Annotated in this window: 24 protein-coding genes and 2 tRNA genes; 11 read left to right on the top strand and 15 right to left on the bottom strand. The window is 58.5% G+C overall.

The genetic code is table 11. The annotated features are described in order from the left end of the window. Positions 1-4: 4 nt before the first annotated feature. The 3 genes from QML71_RS09520 to QML71_RS09510 all read left to right on the top strand — a co-directional run bounded on the left by QML71_RS09520 (position 5) and on the right by QML71_RS09510 (position 3,527). Entirely contained in the window at positions 5-1,324 is a 1,320-nt protein-coding gene (locus tag QML71_RS09520) for a PepSY-associated TM helix domain-containing protein (RefSeq protein ID WP_282011687.1), read from the top strand. 116 nt (positions 1,325-1,440) lie between these two features. Then, positions 1,441-2,694 carry a hypothetical protein gene (locus QML71_RS09515; protein ID WP_282011686.1) on the top strand — a complete coding sequence of 418 codons (1,254 nt, stop codon included), beginning with the start codon at positions 1,441-1,443 and terminating at the stop codon, positions 2,692-2,694. A gap of 8 nt (positions 2,695-2,702) precedes the next feature. Next, positions 2,703-3,527, top strand: coding sequence for a mechanosensitive ion channel family protein (locus QML71_RS09510; RefSeq protein WP_282011685.1), 825 nt, complete (start codon positions 2,703-2,705; stop codon positions 3,525-3,527). 7 nt (positions 3,528-3,534) lie between these two features. Here the strand turns inward: QML71_RS09510 and QML71_RS09505 are convergent, their stop codons facing one another. The 5 genes from QML71_RS09505 to QML71_RS09485 form a co-directional block, all read right to left on the bottom strand. After that, on the bottom strand, positions 3,535-4,383 hold the full coding sequence (locus tag QML71_RS09505) for a pirin family protein (RefSeq protein WP_371832128.1): 849 nt from the start codon (positions 4,381-4,383) through the stop codon (positions 3,535-3,537). 55 nt (positions 4,384-4,438) lie between these two features. Further along, a complete protein-coding gene (locus QML71_RS09500) occupies positions 4,439-5,269 on the bottom strand; it encodes a dienelactone hydrolase family protein (protein WP_282011683.1) in 831 nt (276 codons plus the stop codon). A gap of 113 nt (positions 5,270-5,382) precedes the next feature. After that, a tRNA-Glu gene (locus tag QML71_RS09495) sits at positions 5,383-5,454 on the bottom strand. Between the two features lie 155 nt (positions 5,455-5,609). Beyond that, entirely contained in the window at positions 5,610-6,095 is a 486-nt protein-coding gene (locus QML71_RS09490) for a hypothetical protein (protein WP_282011682.1), read from the bottom strand. 26 nt (positions 6,096-6,121) lie between these two features. Further along, positions 6,122-6,195, bottom strand: a tRNA-Gln gene (locus QML71_RS09485). A 158-nt stretch (positions 6,196-6,353) separates the two neighbouring features. On the opposite strand from QML71_RS09485, the gene rsmD reads away from it, so the two are divergent. From rsmD to QML71_RS09470, 3 genes are read left to right on the top strand one after another with little or no spacing between them, the layout of a single operon-like run. Continuing rightward, positions 6,354-6,935 (top strand): 16S rRNA (guanine(966)-N(2))-methyltransferase RsmD, encoded by a 582-nt coding sequence (rsmD, locus tag QML71_RS09480; RefSeq protein ID WP_282011681.1) that lies wholly within the window; start codon positions 6,354-6,356, stop codon positions 6,933-6,935. Beyond that, positions 6,935-8,038, top strand: coding sequence for a tRNA 2-thiouridine(34) synthase MnmA (gene mnmA / locus QML71_RS09475; RefSeq protein WP_345742349.1), 1,104 nt, complete (start codon positions 6,935-6,937; stop codon positions 8,036-8,038). The genes rsmD and mnmA overlap by 1 nt, the downstream gene beginning before the upstream one ends. Continuing rightward, complete coding sequence (locus QML71_RS09470; protein WP_282011679.1) at positions 8,035-8,832, top strand: inositol monophosphatase family protein; 798 nt, start codon at positions 8,035-8,037, stop codon at positions 8,830-8,832. Before mnmA ends, QML71_RS09470 begins: the two co-directional genes overlap by 4 nt. Before the next feature lie 12 nt (positions 8,833-8,844). Here the strand turns inward: QML71_RS09470 and speA are convergent, their stop codons facing one another. After that, on the bottom strand, positions 8,845-10,749 hold the full coding sequence (speA, locus tag QML71_RS09465; protein WP_282011678.1) for a biosynthetic arginine decarboxylase: 1,905 nt from the start codon (positions 10,747-10,749) through the stop codon (positions 8,845-8,847). 212 nt (positions 10,750-10,961) lie between these two features. On the opposite strand from speA, the gene QML71_RS09460 reads away from it, so the two are divergent. Beyond that, the gene (locus QML71_RS09460) at positions 10,962-12,203 is read left to right on the top strand and encodes a diaminopimelate decarboxylase family protein (protein WP_282011677.1); all 1,242 of its coding nucleotides are present in this window, start codon (positions 10,962-10,964) and stop codon (positions 12,201-12,203) included. Between the two features lie 37 nt (positions 12,204-12,240). Here the strand turns inward: QML71_RS09460 and QML71_RS09455 are convergent, their stop codons facing one another. The 7 genes from QML71_RS09455 to QML71_RS09425 form a co-directional block, all read right to left on the bottom strand. Next, positions 12,241-12,555, bottom strand: coding sequence for a 4a-hydroxytetrahydrobiopterin dehydratase (locus QML71_RS09455; RefSeq protein ID WP_282011676.1), 315 nt, complete (start codon positions 12,553-12,555; stop codon positions 12,241-12,243). Positions 12,556-12,955: 400 nt separating this feature from the next. Then, a complete protein-coding gene (locus QML71_RS09450; RefSeq protein WP_282011675.1) occupies positions 12,956-13,267 on the bottom strand; it encodes a glutaredoxin family protein in 312 nt (103 codons plus the stop codon). Positions 13,268-13,493: 226 nt separating this feature from the next. Then, the gene (locus tag QML71_RS09445; RefSeq protein WP_282011674.1) at positions 13,494-14,555 is read right to left on the bottom strand and encodes a cytochrome b; all 1,062 of its coding nucleotides are present in this window, start codon (positions 14,553-14,555) and stop codon (positions 13,494-13,496) included. 40 nt (positions 14,556-14,595) lie between these two features. After that, positions 14,596-15,096: a hypothetical protein gene (locus QML71_RS09440; protein ID WP_282011673.1), complete on the bottom strand. Its 501-nt coding sequence runs from the start codon at positions 15,094-15,096 to the stop codon at positions 14,596-14,598. Position 15,097: 1 nt separating this feature from the next. Then, positions 15,098-15,661: a peroxiredoxin family protein gene (locus tag QML71_RS09435; RefSeq protein WP_282011672.1), complete on the bottom strand. Its 564-nt coding sequence runs from the start codon at positions 15,659-15,661 to the stop codon at positions 15,098-15,100. Positions 15,662-15,688: 27 nt separating this feature from the next. Then, positions 15,689-16,159, bottom strand: coding sequence for a CYCXC family (seleno)protein (locus QML71_RS09430; RefSeq protein WP_282011671.1), 471 nt, complete (start codon positions 16,157-16,159; stop codon positions 15,689-15,691). A gap of 87 nt (positions 16,160-16,246) precedes the next feature. Beyond that, positions 16,247-16,924, bottom strand: a complete 678-nt coding sequence (locus QML71_RS09425; protein WP_282011670.1) for a TIGR04283 family arsenosugar biosynthesis glycosyltransferase — start codon at positions 16,922-16,924, stop codon at positions 16,247-16,249. 267 nt (positions 16,925-17,191) lie between these two features. Here QML71_RS09425 and QML71_RS09420 point away from each other — a divergent pair, with 267 nt between their 5' ends. Then, the gene (locus tag QML71_RS09420; RefSeq protein WP_282011669.1) at positions 17,192-17,986 is read left to right on the top strand and encodes an arginyltransferase; all 795 of its coding nucleotides are present in this window, start codon (positions 17,192-17,194) and stop codon (positions 17,984-17,986) included. Positions 17,987-18,123: 137 nt separating this feature from the next. On the opposite strand, the gene QML71_RS09415 is transcribed toward QML71_RS09420, so the two are convergent. Further along, positions 18,124-18,918 (bottom strand): leucine-rich repeat domain-containing protein, encoded by a 795-nt coding sequence (locus QML71_RS09415; protein WP_282011668.1) that lies wholly within the window; start codon positions 18,916-18,918, stop codon positions 18,124-18,126. Positions 18,919-19,094: 176 nt separating this feature from the next. On the opposite strand from QML71_RS09415, the gene ald reads away from it, so the two are divergent. After that, positions 19,095-20,207 (top strand): alanine dehydrogenase, encoded by a 1,113-nt coding sequence (ald, locus tag QML71_RS09410; RefSeq protein ID WP_282011667.1) that lies wholly within the window; start codon positions 19,095-19,097, stop codon positions 20,205-20,207. A 49-nt stretch (positions 20,208-20,256) separates the two neighbouring features. Next, a complete protein-coding gene (dnaE, locus tag QML71_RS09405; protein WP_282011666.1) occupies positions 20,257-23,718 on the top strand; it encodes a DNA polymerase III subunit alpha in 3,462 nt (1,153 codons plus the stop codon). Here the strand turns inward: dnaE and QML71_RS09400 are convergent. Then, positions 23,705-24,361, bottom strand: a complete 657-nt coding sequence (locus QML71_RS09400) for a hypothetical protein (protein WP_282011665.1) — start codon at positions 24,359-24,361, stop codon at positions 23,705-23,707. The two genes, dnaE and QML71_RS09400, sit on opposite strands and share 14 nt — an antisense overlap. Before the next feature lie 79 nt (positions 24,362-24,440). On the opposite strand from QML71_RS09400, the gene QML71_RS09395 reads away from it, so the two are divergent. Beyond that, positions 24,441-25,754, top strand: coding sequence for a M16 family metallopeptidase (locus QML71_RS09395; RefSeq protein ID WP_282011664.1), 1,314 nt, complete (start codon positions 24,441-24,443; stop codon positions 25,752-25,754). The last annotated feature ends 35 nt before the right edge of the window (positions 25,755-25,789 follow it).

Here is a 25,789-nt window from a genome sequence, read left to right as displayed (position 1 = left end):
CCCATTGCCGCAAGAGGTTGATCCATCCAGAAGACGTCCTTCAAACACTGTCACCCCGGACAAACGATCCGGAAACGGAAAGGGAGAAGACCGTTCGGGACGCCCCTGGGTTTGGTACCTGCACAGCCTGTTCGGCCTCAAGTTGAGTTTATTCCTGCTGTTTGTTTCCGCCACCGGGACGGCGGCCGTGGTCAGTGATGAAATCGAATGGCTGGTGTACCCCGAGGCCCGCGCCACCACCTCCTCCGCGCGGGCAAGTTGGGAGACACAATACCACGCCGCCGTCCGGGCATTTCCCTTCCACACTTTGACCTATATGGAGGCGGGCGAGGAACCGTTCCTCGCCACCCGGATTTCCGCTACCGCCCCGGACGGCACGTCGCGCGTCATCTTCATCGATCCCGCCACCGGCCGGGTGACCGGCGAGCGCGGTTGGGTCACGGTCCGCTCCTTTTTGCGCGCGCTCCATTACTTGTTGTTTGCGCCGGATGACTGGGGCTTTTTTCCGGTCACCATCTTGGGGTTCGTCCTTTTGGTATCGCTGGTCACGGGCATGCGTGTGATCAAAAAGCCCGGTCACAGTGCCGGGCGGTGGCCGCGCAGATATAAAGGGCCGCGTGTGTTCTGGGGCGATGTGCACCGCCTGATCGGTGTGTGGTCAAGCTGGTTCGTGCTGGTCATGGCGGTCACCAGCATCTGGTATTTTGCCGAACGGCTGGCCTGGCGGGCGGGGATCGACTGGGAGGCGCCGCGCACAACACTTTCCGCCGCGGAATGGCAACACCTCGCCGAAGAGAGAGCCGCATTGGAACGGCTCCCGTTGGATCAACTGGTCAGAAAAGCGCAACAAGCCTTCCCGGGATTGAACGTGCGCCAAATCAGTCTGCCGGCCGACGTGAACGAGACCATAGTGTTTCAAGGTCAGACCGGCGCTTGGCTGGTACGCGACCGCACCAATTCGGTTGAATTGAATCCGTACACGGGGGACGTGATCGCTGTGAATCGCGCCGAAGCGATGAGTTGGCTGGAGCGCTGGGAGCACACGGCGGACCCGCTTCACTTCGGCGATTTCGGGGGGCTGACCTCCAAGCTGGTCTGGGTGGGGTTTGGAATAATCCTGTGCCTGCTTTCTCTAAGCGGGACCATCGTTTATATACGGCGTCTGGCAAAAGGGCCGGGCGCCCCGGCAGGAAGCAGGCGGCAGGTGGAAGGACCGACCGGCCTTTACGCCTACTTGGAGACAATGGGTCGCTGGAAATGGATCAACCTCTTTCTGGTCACGCTGGTTCCCATCGCGTGCTTTATTTTTTTCTGGAACCTTTAAATGGCGGGAGGGGACGGATGAAAGGGTCCGAATCGAAATAGTTTTAAATCCACCCGGCCTGGGCTAAGATGAATGGCTTTCTGGTGTTGCCACTTTTTCACTGACAGGCGGTAGCCATGACGAAGGACACTCCCGTATCGATACCTGCCGACAGCGAGGCCGAGTCGGCACCGCTCTGGAAACTCATTCCCCTGGATGAGTACTCGGTGCCTGTCACCGCGGTCGCCAGCACCGCCCTCCGCAAGTGGACTGCGTTCAAACAGCTTTTCGTGCGAAACGAAGGTAACGGCGGGAGCCCCTTCAAGGCCGAAGTGGAATTGAAAACGCTTCCGGAAGTGCGCCTGCGCCATTTGGTTCCGCCCATCGACTGGCAAGAGGTGGCAGGGGTCCTGGACGTGGAGCTGGAGGGGTGGCTGGATGCAAACTCGACGGACGTCCCGGTCCGGTTTGTGGTGTTGCAACCGCATGCGGGAAAGGAGGAATTCCTGCGCAGTTGGGCTCGCATTCACGATGCGCATTGGATCGAGACTCCCACACCGGAACAAATCCTGAAAGCCGATCCGCATTGGCTCGATGAGTGGCCCGGTGCGGACCGGCCGTGGGTTTTGCCTTCTCTCGAACACTGTTTCCTGCGTCATGCCAACGGGCTGGAACTGGTCCGCCGTTTTCTGGAAAAGGCGGCTTCCGGTAAGCTCGGCCGCGGCCTCATCGGCTGTGACAGCTGGGGCTGGGCCTACCTGCAACGCGTCGGTCCGCCTTTGCCATGGAGTCCTCTGACCCTGCAGGCGTTCGATGGCGATCGGTTGTCGCGCCTGTTTACCGGGAATGAAGCGGCAGGCGGGCGCAAGAGGCGGGTGCGCTTCCTGAATGCCAAAACGGGGAAAACCATTTTGTGTGTGCCGCCGGAGCCGGAAAGGGAAATCAGTTCCGAATTGACTCAGCTTGCCGCGCGTTGCCGCGGCAATTTTGGAACGGCCAGGGTCTATTGGAGCCGAAGACTGCGGGCCGAACCGGATGAAGAAAAAACGCCCGCGGAGGAAGACACAGAGGGAACGGGAGCGAAGCCAGGCGCGAAGGAGGAAGAATCTGTGTGGGTGGCGCAATTGCCGGAAGACTTGACCCTGCCCACGGAAAAAGATGAGAGCCTGGCCTTTGTGTTGCACGCCCTGCTTCTTCACAATGGGTTGACGGCGGCGCTCCTCGGCGAACTGCTGTCCCTTCCGGATTTTCGGGTTGCGTCTTTATTGCGCCGGTTGCAATCGCTGGGTGTGGTGTGTGTGGAAGGGGAAAACTGGAAAGTGAGTGCGCTGGGTTATTACGCTGTCCGGGATTACCTGGGAGCCCGGGATTATCTGCTGGATGATTTTTGAGGCCGGTTATGGATAACGAAAAAATCTCTCAAGTGTTCAAGACGCTCGATACTGCCGTGATGATTGAGCTGGTTGTGATTGTGGCCGGAGCGATCGTCCTCATCCTGATCACACAGAATCTGTTGCCCTGGATCGCCAACCGTCTGCACGGAAAGGTGCGGCTGTTCCTGCTCGCCATGGCACCGCTGTTGCGCCTGATATTCATCCTGACCGCATTCATCCTGAGCGTGCCGCGTATTATCGAGCCGTCCCTGCAAAACATGGTGGCGGTGCTGGGCTCCATCGGCCTCGCATTGGGGTTTGCGCTCAAGGATTACACCAGCAGTTTGATCGCCGGGGTGGTGGCGGTGGGCGAGCGGTTGTACCGCAACGGCGACTGGATCGAGGTGAACGGCGTGTATGGCGAGGTGACGCACGTGGGCGTGCGCACGGTGCGGATTGTGACCGCAGACGACACGGCGGTGTACATCCCGCACCAGAAGCTGTGGACCGAGTTGATCTCCAACGCCAACAACGGCACGCCGCATTTGCAGTGCGTGGTTCATTTTTACCTGCATCCCCAGCACCATGCCGCCGAGATCCGCCAGGTATTGCAAGACGTGGCGCTGACCAGTCCTTATCTCTATTTCGACTTGCCCGTTTCGGTGGTGGTGGAGGAAAAACCCTGGGCCACGCATTACCGGTTGAAGGCCTACGCGGTCGATCCCCGCCATCAGTTTCGGTTCATCACCGACCTCACCGTGCGCGGCAAGACAGCGCTGATCGAACGCAATGTGCGTTTTGCCATGACCCCCGGGCAGATGGGGCAGGATGCCCCGGTGGCCTCCGGGTGAGAGCCGCTCAGCCCATCAACCCCTTCTGATAATCGTCGAAGGCTTGCACCAGTTCCGTTTCCGTATTCATCACGAACGGACCGTCGCCGACGATGGGTTCGTCGATGGGTTCGCCGCTGAGCAGCAGCAGGGTGGCGTCGCTGTGCGCGGACAGTCCGATGCAATCGCCCTCACGACCGAAGCGGATCAATTGGGCTTCGGCGATGGGATTGCCGTTATGGATGCGCACGCTGCCTTCGACATTCACCAATGCCGTGGTGTGGCCGGGCGGCAGCGCCAACTCCATCTCAGCCCCGGCTGAGAGACGGATGTCCCACAGGTTGATGGCTGAAAACGTTTCGGCCGCACCCTGTTGCCCGTCGTACTCCCCGGCGATGACGCGCAGGGAACCACCCGGCATCTTGACGACGGGGATGCGCGACGCCGGGATGTCCTGGTAACGCGGCGTTGACATCTTGTCTTTCGCCGGTAGGTTGACCCACAACTGCACGGCATGGAAGGTGCCGCCTTTTTCGGTGAAGGATTGGGAATGAAACTCCTGATGCACGATGCCCGAGGCGGCGGTCATCCATTGCACGTCGCCGGGTCCGAGGTGGCCGTCGTTCCCCGCGAGGTCTTTGTGATCGACTTCGCCCTTATAAACGAGGGTGACCGTTTCGAATCCGCGGTGTGGATGCTGGCCGACGCCGCGCGGTTTCGACGCCGGGGTGAATTCCGCGGGTCCCGCGAAGTCGAACAGAAGAAATGGACTGAGTTCCTTGCCGTGGGTGTCGTAAGTGAACAGGGTGCGCACGGGAAAGCCGTCGCCCACCCAGTGCTGGCCGGGGGTTTTGAGGACTTCTTCAACTTGTTTCAACTGGGTCATGACGCCTCCTTAGACGTTCAGGATAGCCATCCCTTCACGTACAGATTCACTCGAACACGCGTTCGAAAAATGCCTGCATCAGTTTCCAGGCGCGTTCGGCGGCCTGTTTGTCGTACACGAGGCTGTCGATGTTGAACTTGCTGCGGAACTCGTCGGCCTGTGGGTTGGTGTAGCTGTGTTTGACGCCTTGCAGACTCACGTAGCTGATGTCGGCGTTGGCATCGACCATTTCTTTCATGAAGGCGGCCACCCGGTCGGTGGCCAGAAACCCGTCTTCCGATCCGTTGATGACGAGGAGGGGGGCCTTCACGTCGCCCTTGCTCACCGGCGGCTGCTCCGGCAGGGCGCTGTGGAAGGCGACCACGCCGTCGAGGTCGGCGCCGCCGCGCGCCATGCGGATGGACACCGCGCCGCCGAAACAGAAGCCGATGGCGCCGATGCGGTCGGCATCCACGGTGTCCTGCTGTTGCAGGATTTCCTTCGCTTTGTTGAACTTGGCCTGGCTGCCCACCCAGTTTTCAAAAGCGGCGGTCATGAACTTACCGGCTTCCTTAGGATGATCGGCGAGTTTGCCATCGCCGTACATGTCCAATGCAAGCGCCGTGTAACCCAACTCGGCCAGCATGCGGGCGCGATTGCGGGCGTGTTCATTGTGCCCCCACCATTCGTGCACGACGAGGATACCGGGGCGCTTTCCCTGGACCGCGTCATCCCAGGCCAGGAAGCCCTGCAGCTCGACGGCGTTGACTTCGTAGCGGATGGTTTTGGTTTGCACCTCCGCGTGGGCGAAGGGGGCGGTGCCCAGGACGCAGACCAGAACCAGCGCGGTCAGCGAGAAGATCGATTTCAAAACAGAGTGCAATTGGAATGGGAACACGTTATCTTGCCTCCAGAAGAAAGGAATGAAGGCCACCTTCCCCCGAGAGATCAGGGGGAATGAAAACGGGATGGCGTCAAGCTCGTCTTCCCTTCCCGGAGGAAGGAAAGAAGTAGCCCCAAGGGGAATCGAACCCCTGTTTCCGGCGTGAGAGGCCAGCGTCCTAACCGCTAGACGATGGGGCCATGATATTTTAGTTTTTTACGATATCACACCCGTCGGTTGCTTTGAATCTCAAAATCATCCAGCCCAGGCCATGACGATGCAGGCCGGGGTTTTGAGGAAGATTCGATAGGGGGGTGAAGAACGCGGGGAAGGCCCGTGCGTGCCGGGGCGCCGCTCAGATACCGCCGTCTTTGTTGATGAGGGGCGGGCCACTGCCTTTGCGCTGTTTTCTCTTCTCCTGCCGGATGACCTCTTCCGCTTCGAGATCGCGCTTGTTGAGGCGGCTGACCAGATACACCAGCATGAAATACGCCGGTACGCCCATCACCACCCAGGTGATGAAAAACTTTCCGGCGGGGGAGACAACACCCGCTCCCGGACCTTCGGCGGGGCCGCTGAACAGCATGTTGATCGCCCACAAAATGAGGCCGAACACCGTGCCCAGCAGGGACGCCAACGCCACCTTGTGCAACAACTCGTTCATGTACAGTCCGGATACGATATGAAAATCCGTGACGTACGCACCCAGAATGCCGAGCGTGGCAAAAATGAACAGGGTGAACAGGAGGAAGTCGCTGACCACGCACACCGTGCCAAACAGGTTGTACGCAGGCCCCAACAAACCAAGCAGGAACGGGTTGCGATAGATGCTGGACGACACTCATTTCTCCTTATAGATCAAAAAAATGGCTCGGGTACAAGGATTCGAACCTCAACCTTCAGAGCCAGAGTCTGACGTCCTGCCGTTAGACGATACCCGAGCATTTGTTTCTATTTTATGGATTACGCGTTCCGGTTTCAAGGTGATTTGACAAAACCGGGCCAGAATATTACAACACAAGCGATTGCGAAGTAAACCACGAGCGCGTTTGATTTTCAACCCTTTTGACAAGGAAATGCCGATGCCGGGGAGGCAAGCATGCGGGTGATCGGCGGCCGTCTGCGCGGCACGCGCCTGCAACCGCTGAAAGGGCAGGCTCTGCGGCCGACGCTGGATCGCGTCCGCGAGTCGTTGTTCAACATCGTGGGGGCGGGCATCGAGGGGGCGCGGGTGCTGGACCTGTTTGCAGGCACCGGCGCGGTGGGCATCGAGGCGCTCAGCCGCGGCGCCAGCCGGGTGGCGTTCGTCGAGGCCAACGCCCGGGTGCGCGACCTGCTGCACGGCAACCTCGAAAAATGCCGCCTGACGTTCTCCGGGACGGAAGGCTCCAGCAACTGGACCCTGTTGCCGGTCACAGCCCGGCAGGCGCTGGATCGCCTGCAAAACCAGGGCGAGGTCTTCGACTGGGTCTATGTGGACCCGCCCTTCGACGCGGATCTGTACACGGAAACGCTGACCGGACTGGCGGCATCCGGTCTGCTGGCCGAGAGGGCGGAGGTGGTGGCCGAGCATTTTCATAAAACCGCGCTGGCCGAAAATTATGGTAAACTGAAAAAATTGCAGACCCGGCGGACAGGCGACACCTGTTTGTCTTTTTTTATGTTGGAATCGCTGGAATGATGACCGAATTGATGCCCGTAGAAATCAGTGCCGACCACAAGGTCGTCGTCGCCATGAGCGGCGGGGTGGACAGCTCCGTCGCCGCCGCCCTGCTCAAGGAGCAGGGTTTCGATCTGGTGGGCATCTCCCTCCAGTTGTGGAATTACAGTTGGGACACGGACAACCGTTTCGGCACCTGCTGCTCGCTGGATGATCTCAGCGACGCCCGCCGGGTGGCGGAAGGCATCGGCATCCCGTTTTACATCCTCAACCTCGAAAAAGAGTTCCGCCGCGATGTGGTGGATTACTTCGTCGATGAATACCTGAAGGGCCGCACGCCCATTCCCTGTACCGCCTGCAACAAGAAACTCAAGTTCGACGAGTTGATGCACAAGGCGGAAGCGTATGGCTACGACTACATCGCCACCGGCCACTACGCCTCGGTGGTGCGGACGGAAGACGGACGCTACACCGTCAGGCGCGGGCGCGACGCCTCCAAGGACCAGAGTTATTTCCTGTTCAACCTGTCGCAGGAGCAGTTGTCGCGTTTGGTGTTCCCGCTGGGCGATCTGGAGAAGAAGGAAGTGCGGGGCCTGGCGGAGAAGTACCGTCTCAAAAATGTGGCGAGCAAGGCGGAGTCGCACGAAATTTGTTTCATCCCCGACAACGATTACGCCAAGTTCATCGCCGGTGAAGTGGATGCGGAGTTGTTCCGCCCGGGCGACATCGTCACCGCAACTGGTGAAGTATTGGGCACGCACAAGGGCTATCCCGCCTACACCATCGGCCAGCGCAAGGGGTTGAACCTGGGTGGCCTCGCCGAACCCTATTACGTGACCGCCATCGACACCGTCAACAACGAGATCGTGGTCGGCCCGAAGAACGATCTGTTCCGCGAAGAGTTCACGGTCAGCCACGTCACCTGGCAATTGGATCATTGCGACGCCTTCGAAGCGGAAGCGCAGATCCGCTACCGCCACCAGCCGGTGGCCTGCGTGGTGACGCCGCTGCCGGGCGACCGCGCCCGCGTGCAACTGGAACACCCGCAGCCTGCCATCACGCCGGGCCAGTCGGCGGTGTTCTACACCGACGACTGCATTGTCGGCGGCGGGTGGATTGAATGATCGAAGCCCTCGAAGTCGCCGTGGAGGCGGCGCGTGCCGCCGGACGCATCCAGCAGGAACGCGCCGACTGCATCGGCGAAATCCGCTACAAGGGCGACATCAACCCCGTCACCGAAGTCGATCTCCTCTGCGAACAGGAAATCATCGGTCGCATCCACAAAGAGTTTCCGGACCACGCGGTGCTGGCCGAGGAGTCGGGTGAAACCGCAGGCCACGCCGACCACCTGTGGGTGATCGATCCGCTCGACGGCACCATCAACTACGCGCACGGCTACCCGTGTTACTGCGTGTCCATCGCCTACCGGCAGAACGACGAAACCGTGCTGGGCGTGGTGTACAACCCCAGCCTCGACGAGATGTTCGTCGCCGAAAAAGGCAAAGGCGCGACGATGAACGGCAAACCCATCGCCGTCTCGCCGCTCGCCAACCTCAAGCAAAGCCTGCTGGTGACCGGCTTCGCCTACGACATCCACACCGCGACGCACAACAACCTCGACCACTTCATCCACTTCATCGCCGCCTCTCAGGCGGTGCGCCGCGCCGGGTCGGCGGCGCTCGATCTGTGCTACACGGCGATGGGACGGTTTGAAGGTTTCTGGGAATTGAAGTTGAATACCTGGGACTACGCGGCGGGGGTGTTGATCCTCGAAGAAGCGGGCGGGAGGGTGACGCGCTTCGACGGCACGCCGTTCCAGTTCGGCGACCGCGAAATCCTGACGTCGAACGGACATATCCACGACGCCATGATCGAGGTCCTCAAACAAGGCACCAGCCGCGGCACGTTGATGCCGTGATGCCGTCCGGTCTCAGTGATCGGGTTTGGTGAGGTAGGTGTAGCCGGACAGCCCTTCCTTATACAGGTTGAGAAACTGGTCCGCCTCTTCCTGGCTGATGGTCCCGCGCTGCACGCTGTGGAACAGGAACCCTGCCATGCGCCCGGCCAGCTCCTCGGCGCGGAATTGAACGTAATCCAGCACGTCGGTGACGTCCTCGCCTTCGATGATCTGTTCGTACTTCAATGTGCCGTCCTTCTTTAAGGATACGTGGACGGTGTTGGTGTCGCCGAACAGGTTGTGCAGGTCGCCCAGAATTTCCTGATAGGCGCCGGTGAGGAAGATACCGATGCGGTACGGCTCGCTGTTCACCGGGTGCAGGGGCAGCGTGCGTTCCATGTTGTGATTGCCGATGAAGGTGTCGATCATGCCGTCCGAGTCGCAGGTCAAATCCATCAGCGTGGCTTCGCGCGACGGGTGTTCGTGCAGACGTTGCAGCGGCACGATGGGGAACACCTGGTCGATCGCCCACGAGTCCGGCAGCGACTGGAACACGGAAAAGTTGCAGAAGTATTTGTCGGCCAGCCGCTGATTGAGGGTTTTCAGTTCTTCCGGCATGTACTTGAGGCGCGATGCCAGTTCCTGAATCTTGCGGCAGATCACCCAGAACAGTTTGTCGGCGAGAGCCTTGTCCTTGAGGCCGATCATGCCCAGCGAAAACTGGTTCTGCGACTGGTCTTTCAGGTCCAGCGCGTCGTGCCAGGATTCGGTGATGTTCTTGTTCGACGCCTGTTCGAGCACGTAATGCAACTCATGCACCACGCTCGGCGCGGCCTCCTCAATCTGAAACTCCTGATTCGAGTCGGGGAAGGAAGCCACCTCCAGCACATTGAACACGAGGATCGAGTGGTACGCCGTCATGGCGCGGCCGGATTCCGAAATGATGTTGGGGTGCGGCAGGTTTTCTTCCTCGCAGATTTCGGAAATATGATAGATCACGTCGTTGGCGTACTCCTGCACGGTGTAGTTGGTGCTCGACGCGAAGGTGGATTTGGAACCGTCGTAATCGACGCCGAGCCCGCCGCCGACGTCGATGAACTTCAGGTTGCAGCCCATCTTCGTCAATTCGGCATAATAACGGCCGATTTCCTTGAGGCTGTTCTTGATGCGGCGGATGTTGGTGATCTGGCTGCCCAGGTGAAAATGGATGAGCTGGATGGCCTCGAGCGCCCCGGCTTCGCGGGCGATCTCCACCGCCTCGACGGTTTCCATCGGGCTCAGGCCGAACTTGGAATATTCGCCGCCGGAAGAGGCCCAGCGTCCGGACCCGGCGCTGAACAGCTTGATGCGCAGCCCGATGTTGGGCAGAACGTTCAGCTCCTTCGCTACGCGCAGCGTCATGTTCAGCTCCGACAACCGTTCGACCACGATGAACACGCGCTTGCCGAGCTTCTGTCCCATCAAGGCAAGGCGGATGAACGATTCGTCCTTGTAGCCGTTGCAGATGAGCAGGGCCTCTGGATTGTCCATGATGGCGAGGATGGCGTGCAGCTCCGGTTTGGAACCGGCTTCGAGACCGATGTTGTGGTCGCGGCCGAACTTGACGATCTCCTCCACCACCTGCCGCTGCTGGTTGACCTTGATCGGATAGACGCCGTGGTACTCGCCGGTGAAATTGTGGTCGGCGGCGGCTTTTTTGAATGCGTGGGACAGTTTGGCGATGCTGGACTTGAGGATGTCCGAAAACCGGATCAGCACCGGCAGGGAGTAGCCTTTGGCCTTGATGTCGTCCACCAAAAGCTTGAGGTCCACGGTGTGTTCGTGGGTTTTGTCCGGCTGGACAATGATGTGGCCCTTTTGATTGATGCCGAAATAGCCCGCTCCCCAGCCCTCAATGTTGTACAACTCTTTGGATTTTTCGACGGTCCATTTCTGCATTCCTGGTCTGCGTCCTCTGGCGTGTGCCCGGTGGTGGATCGTTAACGTATGATTTCATTTGTATAAGACCCGCCCGCAGGATGTCAAACATAATTCCGGGGCGGCCCCTGGGGCCATCGGGCAAAACCGGTTTTTTTGCGCCGGCGATTTATGCTATAAATGCCCAACTTCATTCCGGTCACGCTGCCGGATTCACCCCTTCAGGAGACAGCATGAAGATCGAAGATGTGGACGTTCGCGACATTGCGCGCCAGTTTGGCACGCCGGTGTATGTCTATAGCCTCCAGGCCCTGCGCGCCGCGATAGCCGAAATCAAAACCCTCGCGCCGGTGGTGCGTTATGCCATGAAAGCGGAATCCAACCGCGCCATCCTCCAGGAAATGAAGCGCAGCGGAGTCCACATCGATGCCGTCAGCGTGCTCGAAGTGCAGCGCGCCCGGCGGGCGGGTTTCGAGGCCTCCGAGATCTGTTTCACCAGCGACGTGTTTTTCCACGCCTCCGACGCCGAGTACTGCATCCAGAACAACGTGTACACCAACTGCGGTACGCTCGGCATGCTGCGCGAATACGGCCAGACCTTGAAACGGCTCGGCAAGGGATCGAACAAGGTCTCCATCCGCATCAACCCCGGCGAAGGCTCGGGGCATTCGAAGAAGACCAACACCGGCGGCCCCTACAGCAAACACGGCATCTGGCACCAGAGTCTGGACGAAGCCCGCGCCATTGCGAAAGAATACGGCCTCGTCATCAATGGCGTGCACATTCATATCGGTTCCGGCGGCGACATGGAACACCTGAAACGGTTGACGGGCAAGCTGGTCGAGTTCGCCAAACAGTTCGACGACGTGGAAGTGGTCAATTTCGGCGGTGGCCTGCCGTACCAGTACCGTGAGGGCCAGCCGCAAGCCGACGTTTCCGGCTACAAACCGATCTTAGAAGAACGCGTGGCCATTCTGGAAAAACATTTCGGGCGCAAGATCCGCTGCGAGATCGAGCCCGGCCGGCGCTTTGTTGCGGGGTGCGGCTACCTGCTGGGCGAAGTGCGCGCGCTCAATCACACCCTCGACGAAAACGGCAAACGCCTCGACTACGTGCTGGGCAACATCGGCTTCTGCCATCTGATGCGGCCGATGGCCTACGGCTCGTACCATCCCATTCAATTCGTCGGCGACACCCTGGGGCCGGAGCAGGATGTGATCGTCGCCGGACCCGTGTGCGAGTCGGGCGACGTGCTGACGCAGGAAAACGAAGAGCCGGTGGCGCGCCGCCTGCCGTTGCCGAATCCCGGCGACATCATGGTGGTGGGGGGAGCGGGGGCGTACGGCTTCGTCATGTCGTCCAACTACAACACCCAGCCCTTGCTGCCGGAAGTGATCGTCGATGGCAGCACCTGCACACTCGCCCGCCGCCGCCAGACCCTCGACGACATCCTTAGAGAAGAAGACGAAGTGTAAGCGCCATTCCGCCACGTTGCCAGGTGTCGCGTAACGGTCAGTCTTTTTCGAACAGGGGGTCGATCTGCTGGGCCATTTCCACATCGGCCAGGGTGACGCCGCTGACGGTGTGCGTCCAGTAACGGACGGTGATGCGTTTGTAGTGGATCAAAATGTCGGGGTGGTGGTTTTCCTTCTCGGCTTCCTGAGCCACCTCCTTCACGAAATCGATGCCCTTTAAATATTCCTTGGCGCGGTGCACGCGGTAGATGAAGGGCACGCCCTTCTCGTTTTTATCGACCTTCCATTCCGGTGCCATGTCTTTCAGTTTCTGTTGCAGTTCCTCGTCGCTCAGTGCTTGTTTCTCTGCCATAACTACCTCGTATATTGCCGGGAACCCTAAAGTTCCGAATTAATAAATTTTTATTCCCCTCCATTCCAAGGAGCGGATCGAGGGGAGGTATTGGTGGAGGCAACCCGTAATTCGGGTTGCCCTTCAAAACCCCACCCTAACCCGTCACTCCGTGAGTGCTCCTTGGTAAGGGGAGGAAATAATAAGGGCGGCGTCACCATCATTGAACGTTTGCCCTTCCAATCCTTGCCTTGGTTCATCACTCCGTGAGTGCTTCCTTACAAGGAGAACTTTGCAACTGTTAGTGGGTGAACCCATAGATTCTTCGTCGCCTGCGGCTCCTCAGAATGACAGGGCTGAGCTCGGTTTGTCATTCTGAGCGAAGCGAAGAATCTATGTTTTGTTTTTGATCAGCTAAACATTACTTCCCGCGGTCGATTTCTTCCAGCCGTTTGCGCAGGGTGACGGGGTGGACTTTGTAGAGGAAGCTGTCCTCGCCGTTGAGGCGCACCACCGGAATCTTTTCCTTGTACGCGTCGAACAGGGCGGCGTCGGATTCGACGTCGGTGAGCGTGAGCGTCGCCGGGTACTCGGCGAGCACCGCCTCCACCACCGCTTTGGCGTCGTCGCACAGGCAGCAGTCGGACTTGGTCAGAATTTCGATGTCGATCACTTGATCCGAGTCTTCCCAGGTAAAGTTGACTTTATCAGGAAAAATAAAAAAGCAACCCATAGATTCTTCGCTCCGCTCAGCATGACATCTGGGTGGTCAGGAACCATAACCCCACCCCAACCCGTCACTCTGTGAGTGCCCCTTGGTAAGGGGAGGGGGATGTTGTTCGGCTCTGCTGGAAGCGGGCCACGACCGCTGTCATCCTGAACGTAGTGAAGGATCTATGTGTTTCTTTATTTTTGACCGTTATGAAACGGCATGCACTCACATTTTATGAACTATTTGGTCACATCGAGTGCGTCATGGTGGTGAACTTGCCCCACAGGATGAGCGCCAGGGACAGCACGATGCAGAACGCGAGCACGGCGGTCGCGATCGGGCGCTTGCGCCAGTCGCGTTCCGGTCCGCGATCGATGAACGGCACCGACACCAGAAACAGCACGATCAACACCGGCGCGACGATCAGAAACGGCACCCACAGGTTTTCCAACGCGTAAATCCAGACGAATTGCCACGGCGGCTTGGTGACTTCCAGCCCGAACACCGGATCGTTGCCCAACGGCGGCTGGATGGTGAGCGCCAGCAGACAGACGATGAAGAACACCCCCGCGCCCGCCATATTCAGGTATTGCAGGTGCCGGGTGAACGGGATGTGCCGCTGCACCACCGGCGGCGTGTCCATCTGGTTCGAAGTTTTATGCGTGTCGCCCACCTCCGGCTCGCCCGGCAGCGGCGACAGTTTGTGGTACTTGATGTAGAACAGGTGCAGGCCGATGAGGGGAATCGTGATGACGGGCAGCAGACTGATGTGCGCCATGTACACGCGGTTGAGCAGCGGCACCCCCTGCGCGAACTTTTCCGTCAACGGGTAACCGAGGATGCCGAGGTTGTCCGCCACCCAGTTGAAATGCATGAGCGCCTCGTATGCTTCCTGATCCCACTTGAGCACGGTGCCGGTGAACAGGAAGCCGACCATCATCAGCAAAAGCGTCACGCCGACCAGCCAGTTGATCTCGCGCGGCGCCTTGTACGCCGCTGTGTGGGCGACGCGGATAAGATGTAAGAGCAGGGTGACGGTCAACGCCTCTCCCGCCCAGAAGTGCAGGCCGCGCAGGAACCATCCGAGGTACACCTGATCCATCAGGTAATGCACGCTGGCGTTGGCGCGTTCCGGGCTGGGCACGTAAAACTGCGCCAGCACTATGCCGGTGATAATGAGGATGGAGAAGGAGGACAGCGTCATGCCGCCCAGCGAATAGCGGATGCTGTTGGCGTGTTCGGGAATGGGATATTCCAACTCGCTGTAGCCGAGCCGGTTTTTGACTGTGTCGATGATTCCGTTTGCCATGGGCGGCCTCGCTCGCGTTGCCGGTGTGGAAACCGGATGATTAAGAATCGGTCGGACGTTTTAAAAACAGAAAACCCGCCACCAGCCCGGACAATACGGTGATGCCCACCGCGATGCCATAGCCTTTACTGGAGCCGGAAACCATCTCGTGCGTCGCCTGCTCGACGTGCGGCTCTTCTTTTTTCATGCCCGCCATGTCGTGCCCGGAGTGATCCATGGACGGCATGCCCTCATTCATCGAACTCGACCCCAGTCCCAAGGGATCGTCGCCCAAGCCCAGCGACGGCGCATCGCTGTGTTCCATCGCCTGGGTGGTGGGTGCGGTGCCGTAGTCCACCGGTTCGCCGGAGTTGTATTCGACCGGTTCGCTGGAACCCGTCTCCATCGGTAAATCTTCCACCAGTTTGACGGGAGAGCCGACGGCGGGTTGTTCTTCAATGGTGGCTTCGTGGTCGTCGTGTTGTTCGCCGCCGTGGGCGAAAAGGAGGGTGGGGAGAAGGGACAGGCAAGCGGTCAGGATCACAATGCGTAAAGGAATCATATCAGGATTGCTCCACCAGTTGCTGGAATGCGGCCATCGCGTCTTCCGCCGCCCAGTCGCGCGGGCCGATGGCTTTGTGTACGATGATGCCGTTTTTGCTGACAATGAATGTTTCCGGAACGCCGGTGGTCTTGTACACCTGCTTGGCAATGGTCTCTTCCGGGTCGAGCAGCACCGGGAACGTCAGGTTGTACTTGTCCATAAACGGCTGAATCAATTTCTGATCCTTGTCCACGCTGATGGTCAGCATCTCGAACCCCCGGTCCTTGAACTTGTCGTACACCCGTTGCATGGACGGCATCTCCACCTTGCAGGTGGCGCACCAGGTGGCCCAGAAGTTGATGAACACCACCTTGCCGCGGTAGTCCTTGAGCGATATCTTGCCGCCATTGAGCGTGGTCAGCTCGAAATTGGGGGCGATGAAGGCTTCCGCCGGGTACTCGACCTCGAAGGGTTTCAACTCGACGCGGTTGAGCGCGCTGATGAAGATCGCCAGCAGCGCCAGCGCCAACAGGGTGTACGGGATATAAATGCTGACCGGTTTCTTTTCCAGAGCGTGTTCCATAGTCTTTCGGGGTGCGTGATCGTTCAATTACAGGTGCCGTTTGTAGGGCCGGTAAAATTTCTTGTCCATGGCCACGACAATTTCATCCAGGGTTTTGCCTTCCTTGTAGAGCTCGTACGCGTAAATCACTTCATCGATGCAGACCCCGCATTTGGAACCGTGCATGCTGGTGAAGCAGGTCAACAACGTTTTGTGACCATGATCGCGCTTGCAGTAACAGTAACAGAACTGGCTGTCGATGATCTTCGGGATCTCCGCGGCGTAACGATAAGCCAGCGCGGCCTTGCCGGTGAACAGCGCCGGGGTCAGCACCGGGCGGGTCTCGATCAGGTTGCCGGTCGCCGGAGCCACCGGTTGAACCGGAGGCTGGGTGAACTCGTAAGCGCCGAAGAGAAGGGCCGCCACCATCACGACGAACAGCGTTGGCCGTGTGTATCGTTTCTTGCTGGATCTGGCGGCCTGCGGTTTTTTATTTTTCTTGGATTGTTTTTTGCCCATAAATATCTGATTACCAAAGGTGGGGTTAGGGATTGACGTTTCCTGTCATTATATAGTCAGGGCTTGTGAGCTTTCAAGGGTTTTGGGTCAGCGTTTGGGCGGGTACCATTTGCTCAGCCGTACCGGGGAAAACCCCAGTAAAAACAGCGACGCGATGAGGATATTGCGGGAGGTGGTCCAGACCACGCCTTCGGCGTGCCAGCGCCGGGCGGACGTGGAAATGGTTTCCCGGAGGATCACCGTGCGGCCCTGTTTCTTGAGGCGCAGGAAAAAGTCGAGGTCCTCGCAAATGGGCAGGGGCGAGAAGCCGCCCAGGGCGCGGAACACCTCCGGCCGCACAAAGATGCCTTGGTCGCCGTACACCAGATTGAGGTAACGCGAACGCAGCGTCGCCAGCCGCGAGATGGTCTGCAAGGCCGGGGTGTGGGAATCGATCGACAGGCTGAACGCGCCGCCCTGGTAACGGCCGTTTTGCATGATATGAGTCATGCGTTCGAAACCGGAAGCGTCGAGATCGCTGTCGGCGTGCAGGAACAGCAGGAGGTCGCCCCGTGCTTCCCGGGCGGCGGCGTTCATCTGCACCGCCCGCCCCCGTTCCGAGGCGATGCAGCGCACGCCGTGGTGCCGGGCGATGGCCGCTGTGTCGTCCTCGCTGCCGCCGTCGCCGATGAGGACCTCAAACGGCGCGATCCGTTCCAGGCGCTGCAGCGTTCCCGGCAGCAACCGCGACTCATTCAATGTGGGGATGATCACCGATACGTTCAATGCTGGTTCCGGTTTGATGCCGTTCTGGCCGCAAGTAAATCACAAAAAATCCGCCTTTACAACGTATTGGCCCTCCTGCCGGAGGCCTGGCAGGACCGCGGCGCTTTCCGGTTGCGCCGGGGTGTCCCTGGGAATTTTCATTCAGGAGTCGTAAATCGGGCCTTCACCCTACATTTCCCTGCAAAAATGTTATAAAATTCCAATTGGTTGCAAATCATTGTCCTGTCAATCCAATCTGGCCCGATTGCGGGCGGGTGCTGCTTTTTTATGCTCGCGCATTTTATAGAATCCAAGCCTTTTCAATGTGGTTACTTCCGTGACCGGCAGTCGCTGTTCGAGGAATACCTGCTGGAAGACATTTCCGAGGTGGAATTCGACTACATGCTGGCGCACGGCATGCGCCATTTCGGCGAGTACTACTTCCGCCCGCGCTGCGGCAATTGCCACGAATGCGTGCCCATCCGCGTCCGCGTCGAGGAGTTCCGCATGACGCGCAGCCAGAAACGGGCGCTCAAGGCCTGCCAGGACATCGAAGTCCGCATGGGGCTGCCGCGTTTCACAAAAGAGAAGTTCAGGCTCTACCTCGATCACAAAAAACGGTTTCAGGCCTTGCAGGACGATGTGGAAGACGAACAGAATTTCCGCCTGTCGTTTTACGTGAACACGCCGTTCGGGATGGAATTTGAATATTACTATCAGGGCGAGCTGGTGGGGGTGGCGCTGGCGGACATCACCCGGCGTTCGTTTTCCGCCATCTACACGTTTTACAACAATCCGACGCCGCAGATGAGCCTGGGTACGTTCAGCGTGCTCAAGCAGTTGCAACTCTGTCAGAACCGGGGCATCCCGCATTACTACATGGGCTATTTCATCTCACACAACCACTCGCTGTCTTACAAGGCCAACTTCCGGCCCAACGAGATTTATGTGAACAACGAGTGGCGTCCGTTCCGCAACGCCCGCGGCGAGTACCTGGTGCCGGAGCCGCAGGTGCGCTGGATCAACAACGACACCCTCGTCAAAGCCGCATCCCGCCCGTACAAGACCGTGGAATCGCACTGACCGCGTCTTCTCTCAGAGAATATTGAAAAACACCAGAAACAGCCAGATCACGAGCACGACGTTGATGATCACGCCGATGTGAAACAGCACGTTGAACAGCTTGCTGTACGTGTATTTGTATTCCATGACGGACTCTCCTAATCCATGACCAGAGTCACCAGGCGGCGGGCCAGGTCCGAGTTGCGAATCTGCTTGATCACCGGGGGATCCATTAAGTTGAGGCTCATGTAAAGCCGCTCCAGGTTGTCGAAGGTGCCGGAGGCGATCATGGCCTTGCCGCCTTCGTCGCGGATTTCGTTGCGCCAGATGCTGAGCACGCGCAGAGTGCCCAGGTTTTCGGAGCGCGACAACGCCAGCGCGCCTTCATTGCCGATGCGGTTCGAGCACAGATACAGCCGCTCGATGCCGGTCAGGGTTTTTGAATGCGCCAGCGCCACCGCTCCGGCGTCACCCATCTGCGTGCTGTCCAGATGCAGGGCTTTCAGCTTCGGAAAATTGGGCGATTCGGCCAGCATTTTCACGCCTTCCGCGCCGATGGGGTTGAAGTCCAGAAACAGTTCTTCCAGGTTCTGGAAGTGTTTCGATTCCGCCAGCGCTTTCACGCCCTCGGCGGTGATGTTGTTGGCCTCCAGCATGAGGCATTTGAGCGGTTTCACCCATTCCGAGCGGGCCAGGCTCCGCGCCGCGTCATCGCCCAGCAGGTTGTGGTTCAGGTAAATCGATTGCAGGTTGCCGGAGACGTTTTCGAGGGTCTGGATCGCCGCATCGGTGAGCTGGTTGTTGCTGATGTACAGTTTTTCCACTTCGGGAAAGGTTTCCCATTCCGCAAGGCATTTCAGCTCTTCCAGTCCCAGGTCTTTTTCGTCCAGGTCCAGCATTTTTTCCGGTGCGAAATACTGCACCTGAAACATCTGGTCAAATTTGGTGTTCACAGCCTCATCCAATTCAAAGTCCTCCGGGTGCTCCTGATTTTTAGATGTCACGGGGGTGCATTTGGTGTAATAATCTATAGGATTTCCGGGTAAATATCAATCGACCGGAATCAGCGTATCCTCTTTAGCTTAAATGTATTATTCCCGATCCACCATCCATTCCCCATCGTATTCATATGCTTATTGGCGTTCCGAGAGAGATCAAAGAAAACGAATACCGTGTGTCCCTGACCCCCGCCGGGGTGACCGAGCTCATCGCCGACGGCCACACCGTTCTGGTTGAAGCCGGCGCGGGCGAGGGCAGCGGTATTTTCGACGACGACTACGCCCGCGTGGGAGCCAAAATCCTCTCCTGCGACGAGGTGTTCCAGCAGGCCGACATGATCATCAAGGTCAAGGAGCCGTTGCCGGAGGAGTTCGGCCGCCTGCGCGAAGACCAGATTCTTTACACCTACCTGCACCTGGCCCCGGCGCTGGAGTTGACCCAGGGCCTGCTCGACCGCAAGGTGGCGGGCATCGCCTATGAAACCGTGCAGTTGGAGGACGGATCGCTGCCGCTTCTGGTGCCGATGAGCGAGGTGGCGGGGCGCATGTCCGTGCATGAGGGCGCCAAATACCTGGAACGCGAAAACGGCGGACGCGGCATCCTGCTGGGCGGCGTGCCGGGGGTCGATCCCGGACACATCGTCATCATCGGCGGCGGCATCGTCGGCATGAACGCGGCCAAAATGGCCATCGGCACCAGCGCCCGCGTGACGCTTCTGGACATCGATCTCGAACGGCTGCGCTTCATCGACGATATCTTTGGCGGGCGCGTCAAAACCATCATGTCCAACAAACTCAATCTTCAGGAATACACGGCGATGGCGGACCTCGTCATCGGCGCGGTGTTGCTGACGGGAGCGCGGTCGCCGAAGTTGATCACGCGCGGCATGCTGAAGACCATGCAGACCGGATCGGTGGTGGTGGACGTCGGCATCGACCAGGGCGGCATTCTGGAAACGTCGCGCCCGACCACGCACTCGGACCCGATCTTCGAGGTGGAGGGCGTCATTCATTACTGCGTCGCCAACATGCCGGGCGCGGTGGCGCGCACCTCGACCTATGCCTTGACCAACGCCACCCTGCCGTATGCCAGGGAGCTGGCGCAGAAGGGATTCAAGACGGCGTTGATGGAAAATGCGGCGCTCCGGCATGGCCTCAATGTGTACAAGGGGAAGGTCACGCACCCGGCGGTGGCCGAAGCGTTGAACCTGGAATATGTTCCGTTTGAAAAATTATTGGACTGACCGGCCTCTCCGGTCGGTATTGTAAGAGAGAACGAAAGCGGTTCGAATCATGCGCCATTCCAATTTCGTGCACCTGCACGTCCACACTCATTTCAGCCTGCTGGACTCGTCGTTGCGTCACGAGGCCCTGTTCAAACGCGCCGAGGAGTACAAGATGCCCGCCGTGGCGATGACCGACCACGGCAATCTGTTCGGCGCGATGGAGTTCTACCAGGGCGCGCGCAAGCACGGCCTGAAACCGATCATCGGCTGTGAAGTCTATGTCGCCCCGGAAAGCCGCCTGAAGAAAGATGACAACTTCCGCCTGCGCGACGCCGCCCATCATCTCATCCTGCTGGTCAAGAACCAGACCGGTTATAAAAATCTCGTCAAGCTGGTCACCTCCGGCTACATTGAGGGCTTCTACTACAAACCGCGGATCGACAAGGACCTCCTGGCCGAGCACGCCGAAGGGCTCATCGCCTTGAGTTCGTGCAACCGCGGCGAGCTCGCTCATTACATCAACAAGGAAAACCTGCCGCGCGCGCTCAAGGTGGCGGAACAGTACAAAGAGATCATGGGCGACGACAACTTTTACCTGGAGTTGCAGGATCACCAGCTGGACTGGCAGGAGGCCATCAATAACGGGCTGATCGACATCGGCAAAAAGCTCGACCTGCCGGTGGTCGCCACCAACAACTGCCACTACCTCGATAAAGAAGATTACCGCTCGCACGAAATCCTGCTGTGTCTGCAGACCGGCAAGACGATGGACGACCCTTACCGCATGAAGTACCACTCGGACGAGTATTACTTCAAGTCGCCCAAGGAGATGGAAGAACGGTTCCGGCATTTGCCGGAAGCCATTGAGAACACCATCAAGATCGCCGAGCGCTGCAACCTCGATCTCGAAACCGGCGCCGACAACCTGCCGGAGTACCCGGTGCCGGAAGCGCACACCTTGTATTCCTATCTGGAAGAACAATCCCGCGAAGGTTTGGCGGAACGATTCGGCGAAATGGACAAGGCGGGGCTGGAATACGACCGCACGGTCTATGAACAGCGGCTGGACGAGGAGTTGGCGATCATCAAGAAGATGGGTTATCCCGGTTACTTTCTGATCGTCTGGGATTTCATCCGCTATGCGCGCGAGAACGGCATTCCCGTCGGACCCGGTCGCGGTTCCGCCGCCGGCAGCCTCGTCGCCTACACCCTCCGCATCACCAACCTCGACCCCATCGAGTACGATCTGCTGTTCGAACGTTTCCTGAATCCGGAGCGGGTGAGCATGCCCGATATCGATATCGACTTCTGCATGGAGAAGCGCGACGACGTCATCAAATACGTCACGGAAAAATACGGCGGTCATGACTTCGTGACGCAGATCATCACCTTCGGCAGCATGAACGCCAAGGGCGTGCTGCGCGATGTCGGCCGTGTTCTGGGCATGCCCTACGGCGAGGTGGACAAGATCGCCAAGCTCGTTCCCAACCGGTTGAACGTCACCCTCACCGACGCCATGAACGAGGAATCGCGGTTCAAGGAGATGGCGAAGGAGAACGAAAACGTCGATGAACTGTTGAAGGTGGCGCTCAAGCTGGAGGGGCTGCCGCGCCATTGTTCGACGCACGCGGCGGGGGTGGTGATCTCGCCCAAACCGCTCACCGAGTTCCTGCCGCTGTACAAGGGCAACAACGACGAAATCGTGACCCAGTTCTCGATGAACAACATCGAAAAACTGGGATTGTTGAAGATGGACTTCCTGGGTCTGCGCACGCTGACGGTGATCCACAACGCGCTCCGGCTGATCCGCGAATCGGAGGGCACTGAACTTGACATCGACGCCATCCCCAAAGACGACGCCGATACCTACAAGCTGCTGGGTGAGGCCCGGACGCGCGGCGTGTTCCAGTTGGAAAGCTCCGGCATGCGCGATCTCCTGCTCAAAATGAAACCGGACAGTTTCGAGGACATCATCGCGCTGTTGGCGCTGTTCCGTCCGGGGCCGCTGGAGAGCGGCATGGTGGACGATTACGTCAAGCGCAAGCACGGCACCCTGGAAGAAAAATACGAGCTGCCGCAGCTGAAGGACATCCTGAAGGAAACGCACGGCGTCATCCTCTACCAGGAGCAGGTGATGAAGATCGCCAACGTCTTGGCGGGCTTCACGTTGGGCGACGCCGACCTGTTGCGCCGCGCCATGGGCAAAAAGAAGCCGGAAGAGATGGCACAGCAGCGCGAAAAGTTTTACACGGGCAGCCACAAGAACAAGATTCCGGATAAGAAGTCGGAACGTATCTTCGACCTGATGGAGAAATTCGCGGGATACGGTTTCAACAAATCGCACAGCGCCGCCTACGCACTCATCTCCTATCAGACCGCATACCTGAAGGCGCATTACCCGTTGCAGTTTTTCGGCGCGCTGATAACCAGCGAAATGGACAACACCGATAAGGTGATCCGTTACATCAACGACTGCCGCGAAATGGGCATTCAAATGATGCCGCCGGACGTCAACCGCAGTTATCGCGACTTCTCCATCCACGAGGACAAGCTGCTGTTCGGGCTGGGCGCGATCAAGAACGTCGGAACGTCGGCGATCGATATCATCATCGACACGCGCAACAAGGTCGGCGAGTTCACCTCCATCAAACAGTTCTGTGAAACGGTGGACCTCAACAAGGTCAACAAACGCGTCATCGAAAGCCTCATCAAGAGCGGCGCGTTCGATTCGGTGGGCGAAAGCCGCGCCAGCATGATGCATCATTTGCAAGCGTACATGGACATCGGCCAGTCCCGGCAGCGCGACCGCCTGCTGGGACAGTCCAGCATGTTCGACCTGCTGGGCGAAGAGGAGGCGGATGTGCTGGTGACGGCGGAACCGATCGAGGAGTGGAGCGATCACGACCGGCTCAAGTTTGAAAAGGAAACGATCGGCTTCTATGTGTCCGGTCATCCGTTGATGAAATACCAGAAGGACATCGCCTGGTTCACCGACGCCACCTCCGCCAATCTTGCGGAACAGCACAATAGAAAAACGGTCAGCATCGCCGGCGTGCCGTTCAAGATCGTCACCAAGACCACGAAGAAGGGCGACAAGATGGCGCTGATGACGCTGGAGGATCTGCAGGGCACGGTGGAGGTCACCGTCTGGCCGGAAACGTACAAGAATTCACTCGAGATTCTGGAGCAGGACGGGCCGATCCTGGTCAAAGGCACGGTCGAGGCCGATGACAACTGGCCGAAAGTCATCGCCAACGAAATCCGGCCTTTGTCCGAAGCCAAGGATCAATGGAAGGGCACCGTGCACATCCACATCCGCACGCCGGGTCTGGAAAAGGCGATGCTGCATTCGGTGAAGGACGTGCTGGCGAAATACCCCGGCTCCAATCAACTGCTGGTGCATTTTCTGTTTCCCGAGGGGCAGGCCAAACAGCGCACGGTGGAAACCGGGATCCGGGTGAAGCCCTGCGACGAGATCATCGCGCAGATCGAAGAGTTGCTTGGCGAGAAATCGATCAACTTCGAATAGTTTTTCGCCATTGCAGGTTTTGCTGGATGAGGGCTTCAATGGCTTCCATCTGCAACGGTTGTTTTGCGCGCGACAGGCGGAACGGGATATCGACGACGGTGCCGTTTTCGCCCAGCACCCTGGGGTAGTTGATGAAGGGCAGACCGAGAAAGAAGGCGGGCAGGAAAAAGCCGCCGCCGGAAGTCACCGACTGAACGTCGTGCCAGGTCAACCACGCGCGCGGATTGTGGAAAGGAAAATGTTTGCGCGAGTAGTGCATGGCGATGCCGTTTTTGCCGAGGGTCACGAAATAATCACGAGGGAACAGGGCGCGGTTTTTCAGAATCAGATGCATCACCCGCGCCAGCCCGGCGATCAGGACCAGGCAGACGGCGAACACGGCCAGCGTGGTGAGGTTCAGCGCGATCTCTTCCTGAAACCCGTACAGCACCAGCAGCAGCACGCTGGCCATCAGGACGGGCAAAGGGGCCAGCATGAACAAACCGTAAAAGCGCACGCCGAGCGCCGGCAGGCCGCGCGGGATGATGGCATGGAGACCGTCGCCGCAGTCGAACAGGGCGGTGTCCGGCTGTTCCGCCTCATGTTCTTCGAGGTAAACCTCCGCCCTGCGGAAGTCTGTTTCGCACCATTCCGGTCGATTCATGGATTTTCCAATTCCCGGTCGGACAGGTTAAAATTGTGTGAGACAATACGAATCTTCAAACACCTCTTAAACAGAATTTATGACGACTCTGGACACCACTGAAAACCGAACGCATCTCGACACGTTGGAAAACGGACTGACCGTCGTCACCGTGGAGATGCCGCACCTGCATACGCTGGATGTCGGTATGTACATCCGTTCCGGAGTGCGTTTTGAGACGCCCGCGAACAACGGCATCTCGCATTTCCTCGAACACATGTTGTTTCGCGGCAACCGAAACTATCCCAACTCGATTCTGCTGAACACGGAGTTTGAGAAAATCGGGCGCGGCCTGCGCGCGTCCACCTACACCGAACACACGCATTATGATTTCAGCCCGCATTATGAACAATTGGAGCGGGGGATGGAACTGTTTTCCGACTTTTTCACCGATCCCTTGTTCCCCAGCATCGAGGTGGAACGGGAGATCATTCTCGAAGAATGCCTGGAAGACCTCAATGGAGAGGGCGACAACATCGACATCGATTATCACGCCTGCAAACTGTTGTATGGCGACAACCCGCTGGGCTATCCCATCATCGGCACCGAGGGATCGATCAAAGCCATCAACGAGGCGCAGCTTCAGGAATTTTTCGAAACGTATTATTGTCCCGGCAACATGGTGCTGGCCGGAGCGGGGGTCTTGACCCACGACCGCTTTCTGGCGCTGGCCGAGCGGTATTTCGGCCGCTTCCCGAAGCAGGGCCGTGTCATCCCCAAAAATTATTTCATGGGGGCGGTGAAGGAGGATCAGAAGGAGCCGATGCTCCTGATCCAGACTCACGACGACAGCCAGGCGCAGTTGCAGGTCTGTTTCCGGTCGGTGTCGTTCAACGATCCGGATTTTCACATCGTCTCCCTGATTGCCCTGATCTTCGACGATGGGACGGCGTCCCGTTTGCAGAAAACCCTGCGCGAAGACCGTGGCCTGGTTTATTCCGTGCAGGCCCGCGAGACCACATTGTCCGATTGCGGCACGTTCGATTTCGATGTCAACGCACGCTCGGAAAAGGTGCTGGAGATTACGGAAATCATACTGAAAGAGATCAAAACATTTCTGGCCGAAGGACCGAGCGAAGAAGAACTCGACTTTGTCAAAAAACGGTATGCCTACGAACTCGAACTGGAATACGACTCGCCTTATAAACAATTGATCCGCTACGGGCAGGCCCAGTTGTACACCACGGCGATTTCGGTGGAAGAGGAGCGGGTGTTGATTGAGAAGGTCACGATCGACGATGTCCGCCGGGTTGCGGCGCGGTTGTTCGTGCGTAGCGGACTCAACATGGTGCTGGTCGGGCCACACACAGCGGAAATCGACCGGGCCCTGCACGACCTCGTCCACGGATTTTAACCCTCACCTTTTTGCAAACCATGACGAATCAAATG

Source organism: Nitrospina watsonii (assembly GCF_946900835.1).
Lineage (GTDB): Bacteria > Nitrospinota > Nitrospinia > Nitrospinales > Nitrospinaceae > Nitrospina > Nitrospina watsonii.
Note: the sequence above shows the minus strand (reverse complement) of the source record. Positions and strands in the feature narration are given on the sequence as shown.

Bases quoted from the DNA above. Each gene is read 5' to 3' on its own strand.
- QML71_RS09515 (WP_282011686.1), top strand. From the start codon at position 1,441: ATGACGAAGGACACTCCCGTATCGATACCTGCCGACAGCGAGGCCGAG.
- QML71_RS09510 (WP_282011685.1), top strand. From the start codon at position 2,703: ATGGATAACGAAAAAATCTCTCAAGTGTTCAAGACGCTCGATACTGCC.
- rsmD (WP_282011681.1), top strand. From the start codon at position 6,354: ATGCGGGTGATCGGCGGCCGTCTGCGCGGCACGCGCCTGCAACCGCTG.
- mnmA (WP_345742349.1), top strand. From the start codon at position 6,935: ATGACCGAATTGATGCCCGTAGAAATCAGTGCCGACCACAAGGTCGTC.
- QML71_RS09470 (WP_282011679.1), top strand. From the start codon at position 8,035: ATGATCGAAGCCCTCGAAGTCGCCGTGGAGGCGGCGCGTGCCGCCGGA.
- speA (WP_282011678.1), bottom strand. From the start codon at position 10,749: ATGCAGAAATGGACCGTCGAAAAATCCAAAGAGTTGTACAACATTGAG.
- QML71_RS09460 (WP_282011677.1), top strand. From the start codon at position 10,962: ATGAAGATCGAAGATGTGGACGTTCGCGACATTGCGCGCCAGTTTGGC.
- QML71_RS09455 (WP_282011676.1), bottom strand. From the start codon at position 12,555: ATGGCAGAGAAACAAGCACTGAGCGACGAGGAACTGCAACAGAAACTG.
- QML71_RS09450 (WP_282011675.1), bottom strand. From the start codon at position 13,267: ATGGGTTGCTTTTTTATTTTTCCTGATAAAGTCAACTTTACCTGGGAA.
- QML71_RS09445 (WP_282011674.1), bottom strand. From the start codon at position 14,555: ATGGCAAACGGAATCATCGACACAGTCAAAAACCGGCTCGGCTACAGC.
- QML71_RS09440 (WP_282011673.1), bottom strand. From the start codon at position 15,096: ATGATTCCTTTACGCATTGTGATCCTGACCGCTTGCCTGTCCCTTCTC.
- QML71_RS09435 (WP_282011672.1), bottom strand. From the start codon at position 15,661: ATGGAACACGCTCTGGAAAAGAAACCGGTCAGCATTTATATCCCGTAC.
- QML71_RS09430 (WP_282011671.1), bottom strand. From the start codon at position 16,159: ATGGGCAAAAAACAATCCAAGAAAAATAAAAAACCGCAGGCCGCCAGA.
- QML71_RS09420 (WP_282011669.1), top strand. From the start codon at position 17,192: ATGCTCGCGCATTTTATAGAATCCAAGCCTTTTCAATGTGGTTACTTC.
- ald (WP_282011667.1), top strand. From the start codon at position 19,095: ATGCTTATTGGCGTTCCGAGAGAGATCAAAGAAAACGAATACCGTGTG.
- dnaE (WP_282011666.1), top strand. From the start codon at position 20,257: ATGCGCCATTCCAATTTCGTGCACCTGCACGTCCACACTCATTTCAGC.
- QML71_RS09400 (WP_282011665.1), bottom strand. From the start codon at position 24,361: ATGAATCGACCGGAATGGTGCGAAACAGACTTCCGCAGGGCGGAGGTT.
- QML71_RS09395 (WP_282011664.1), top strand. From the start codon at position 24,441: ATGACGACTCTGGACACCACTGAAAACCGAACGCATCTCGACACGTTG.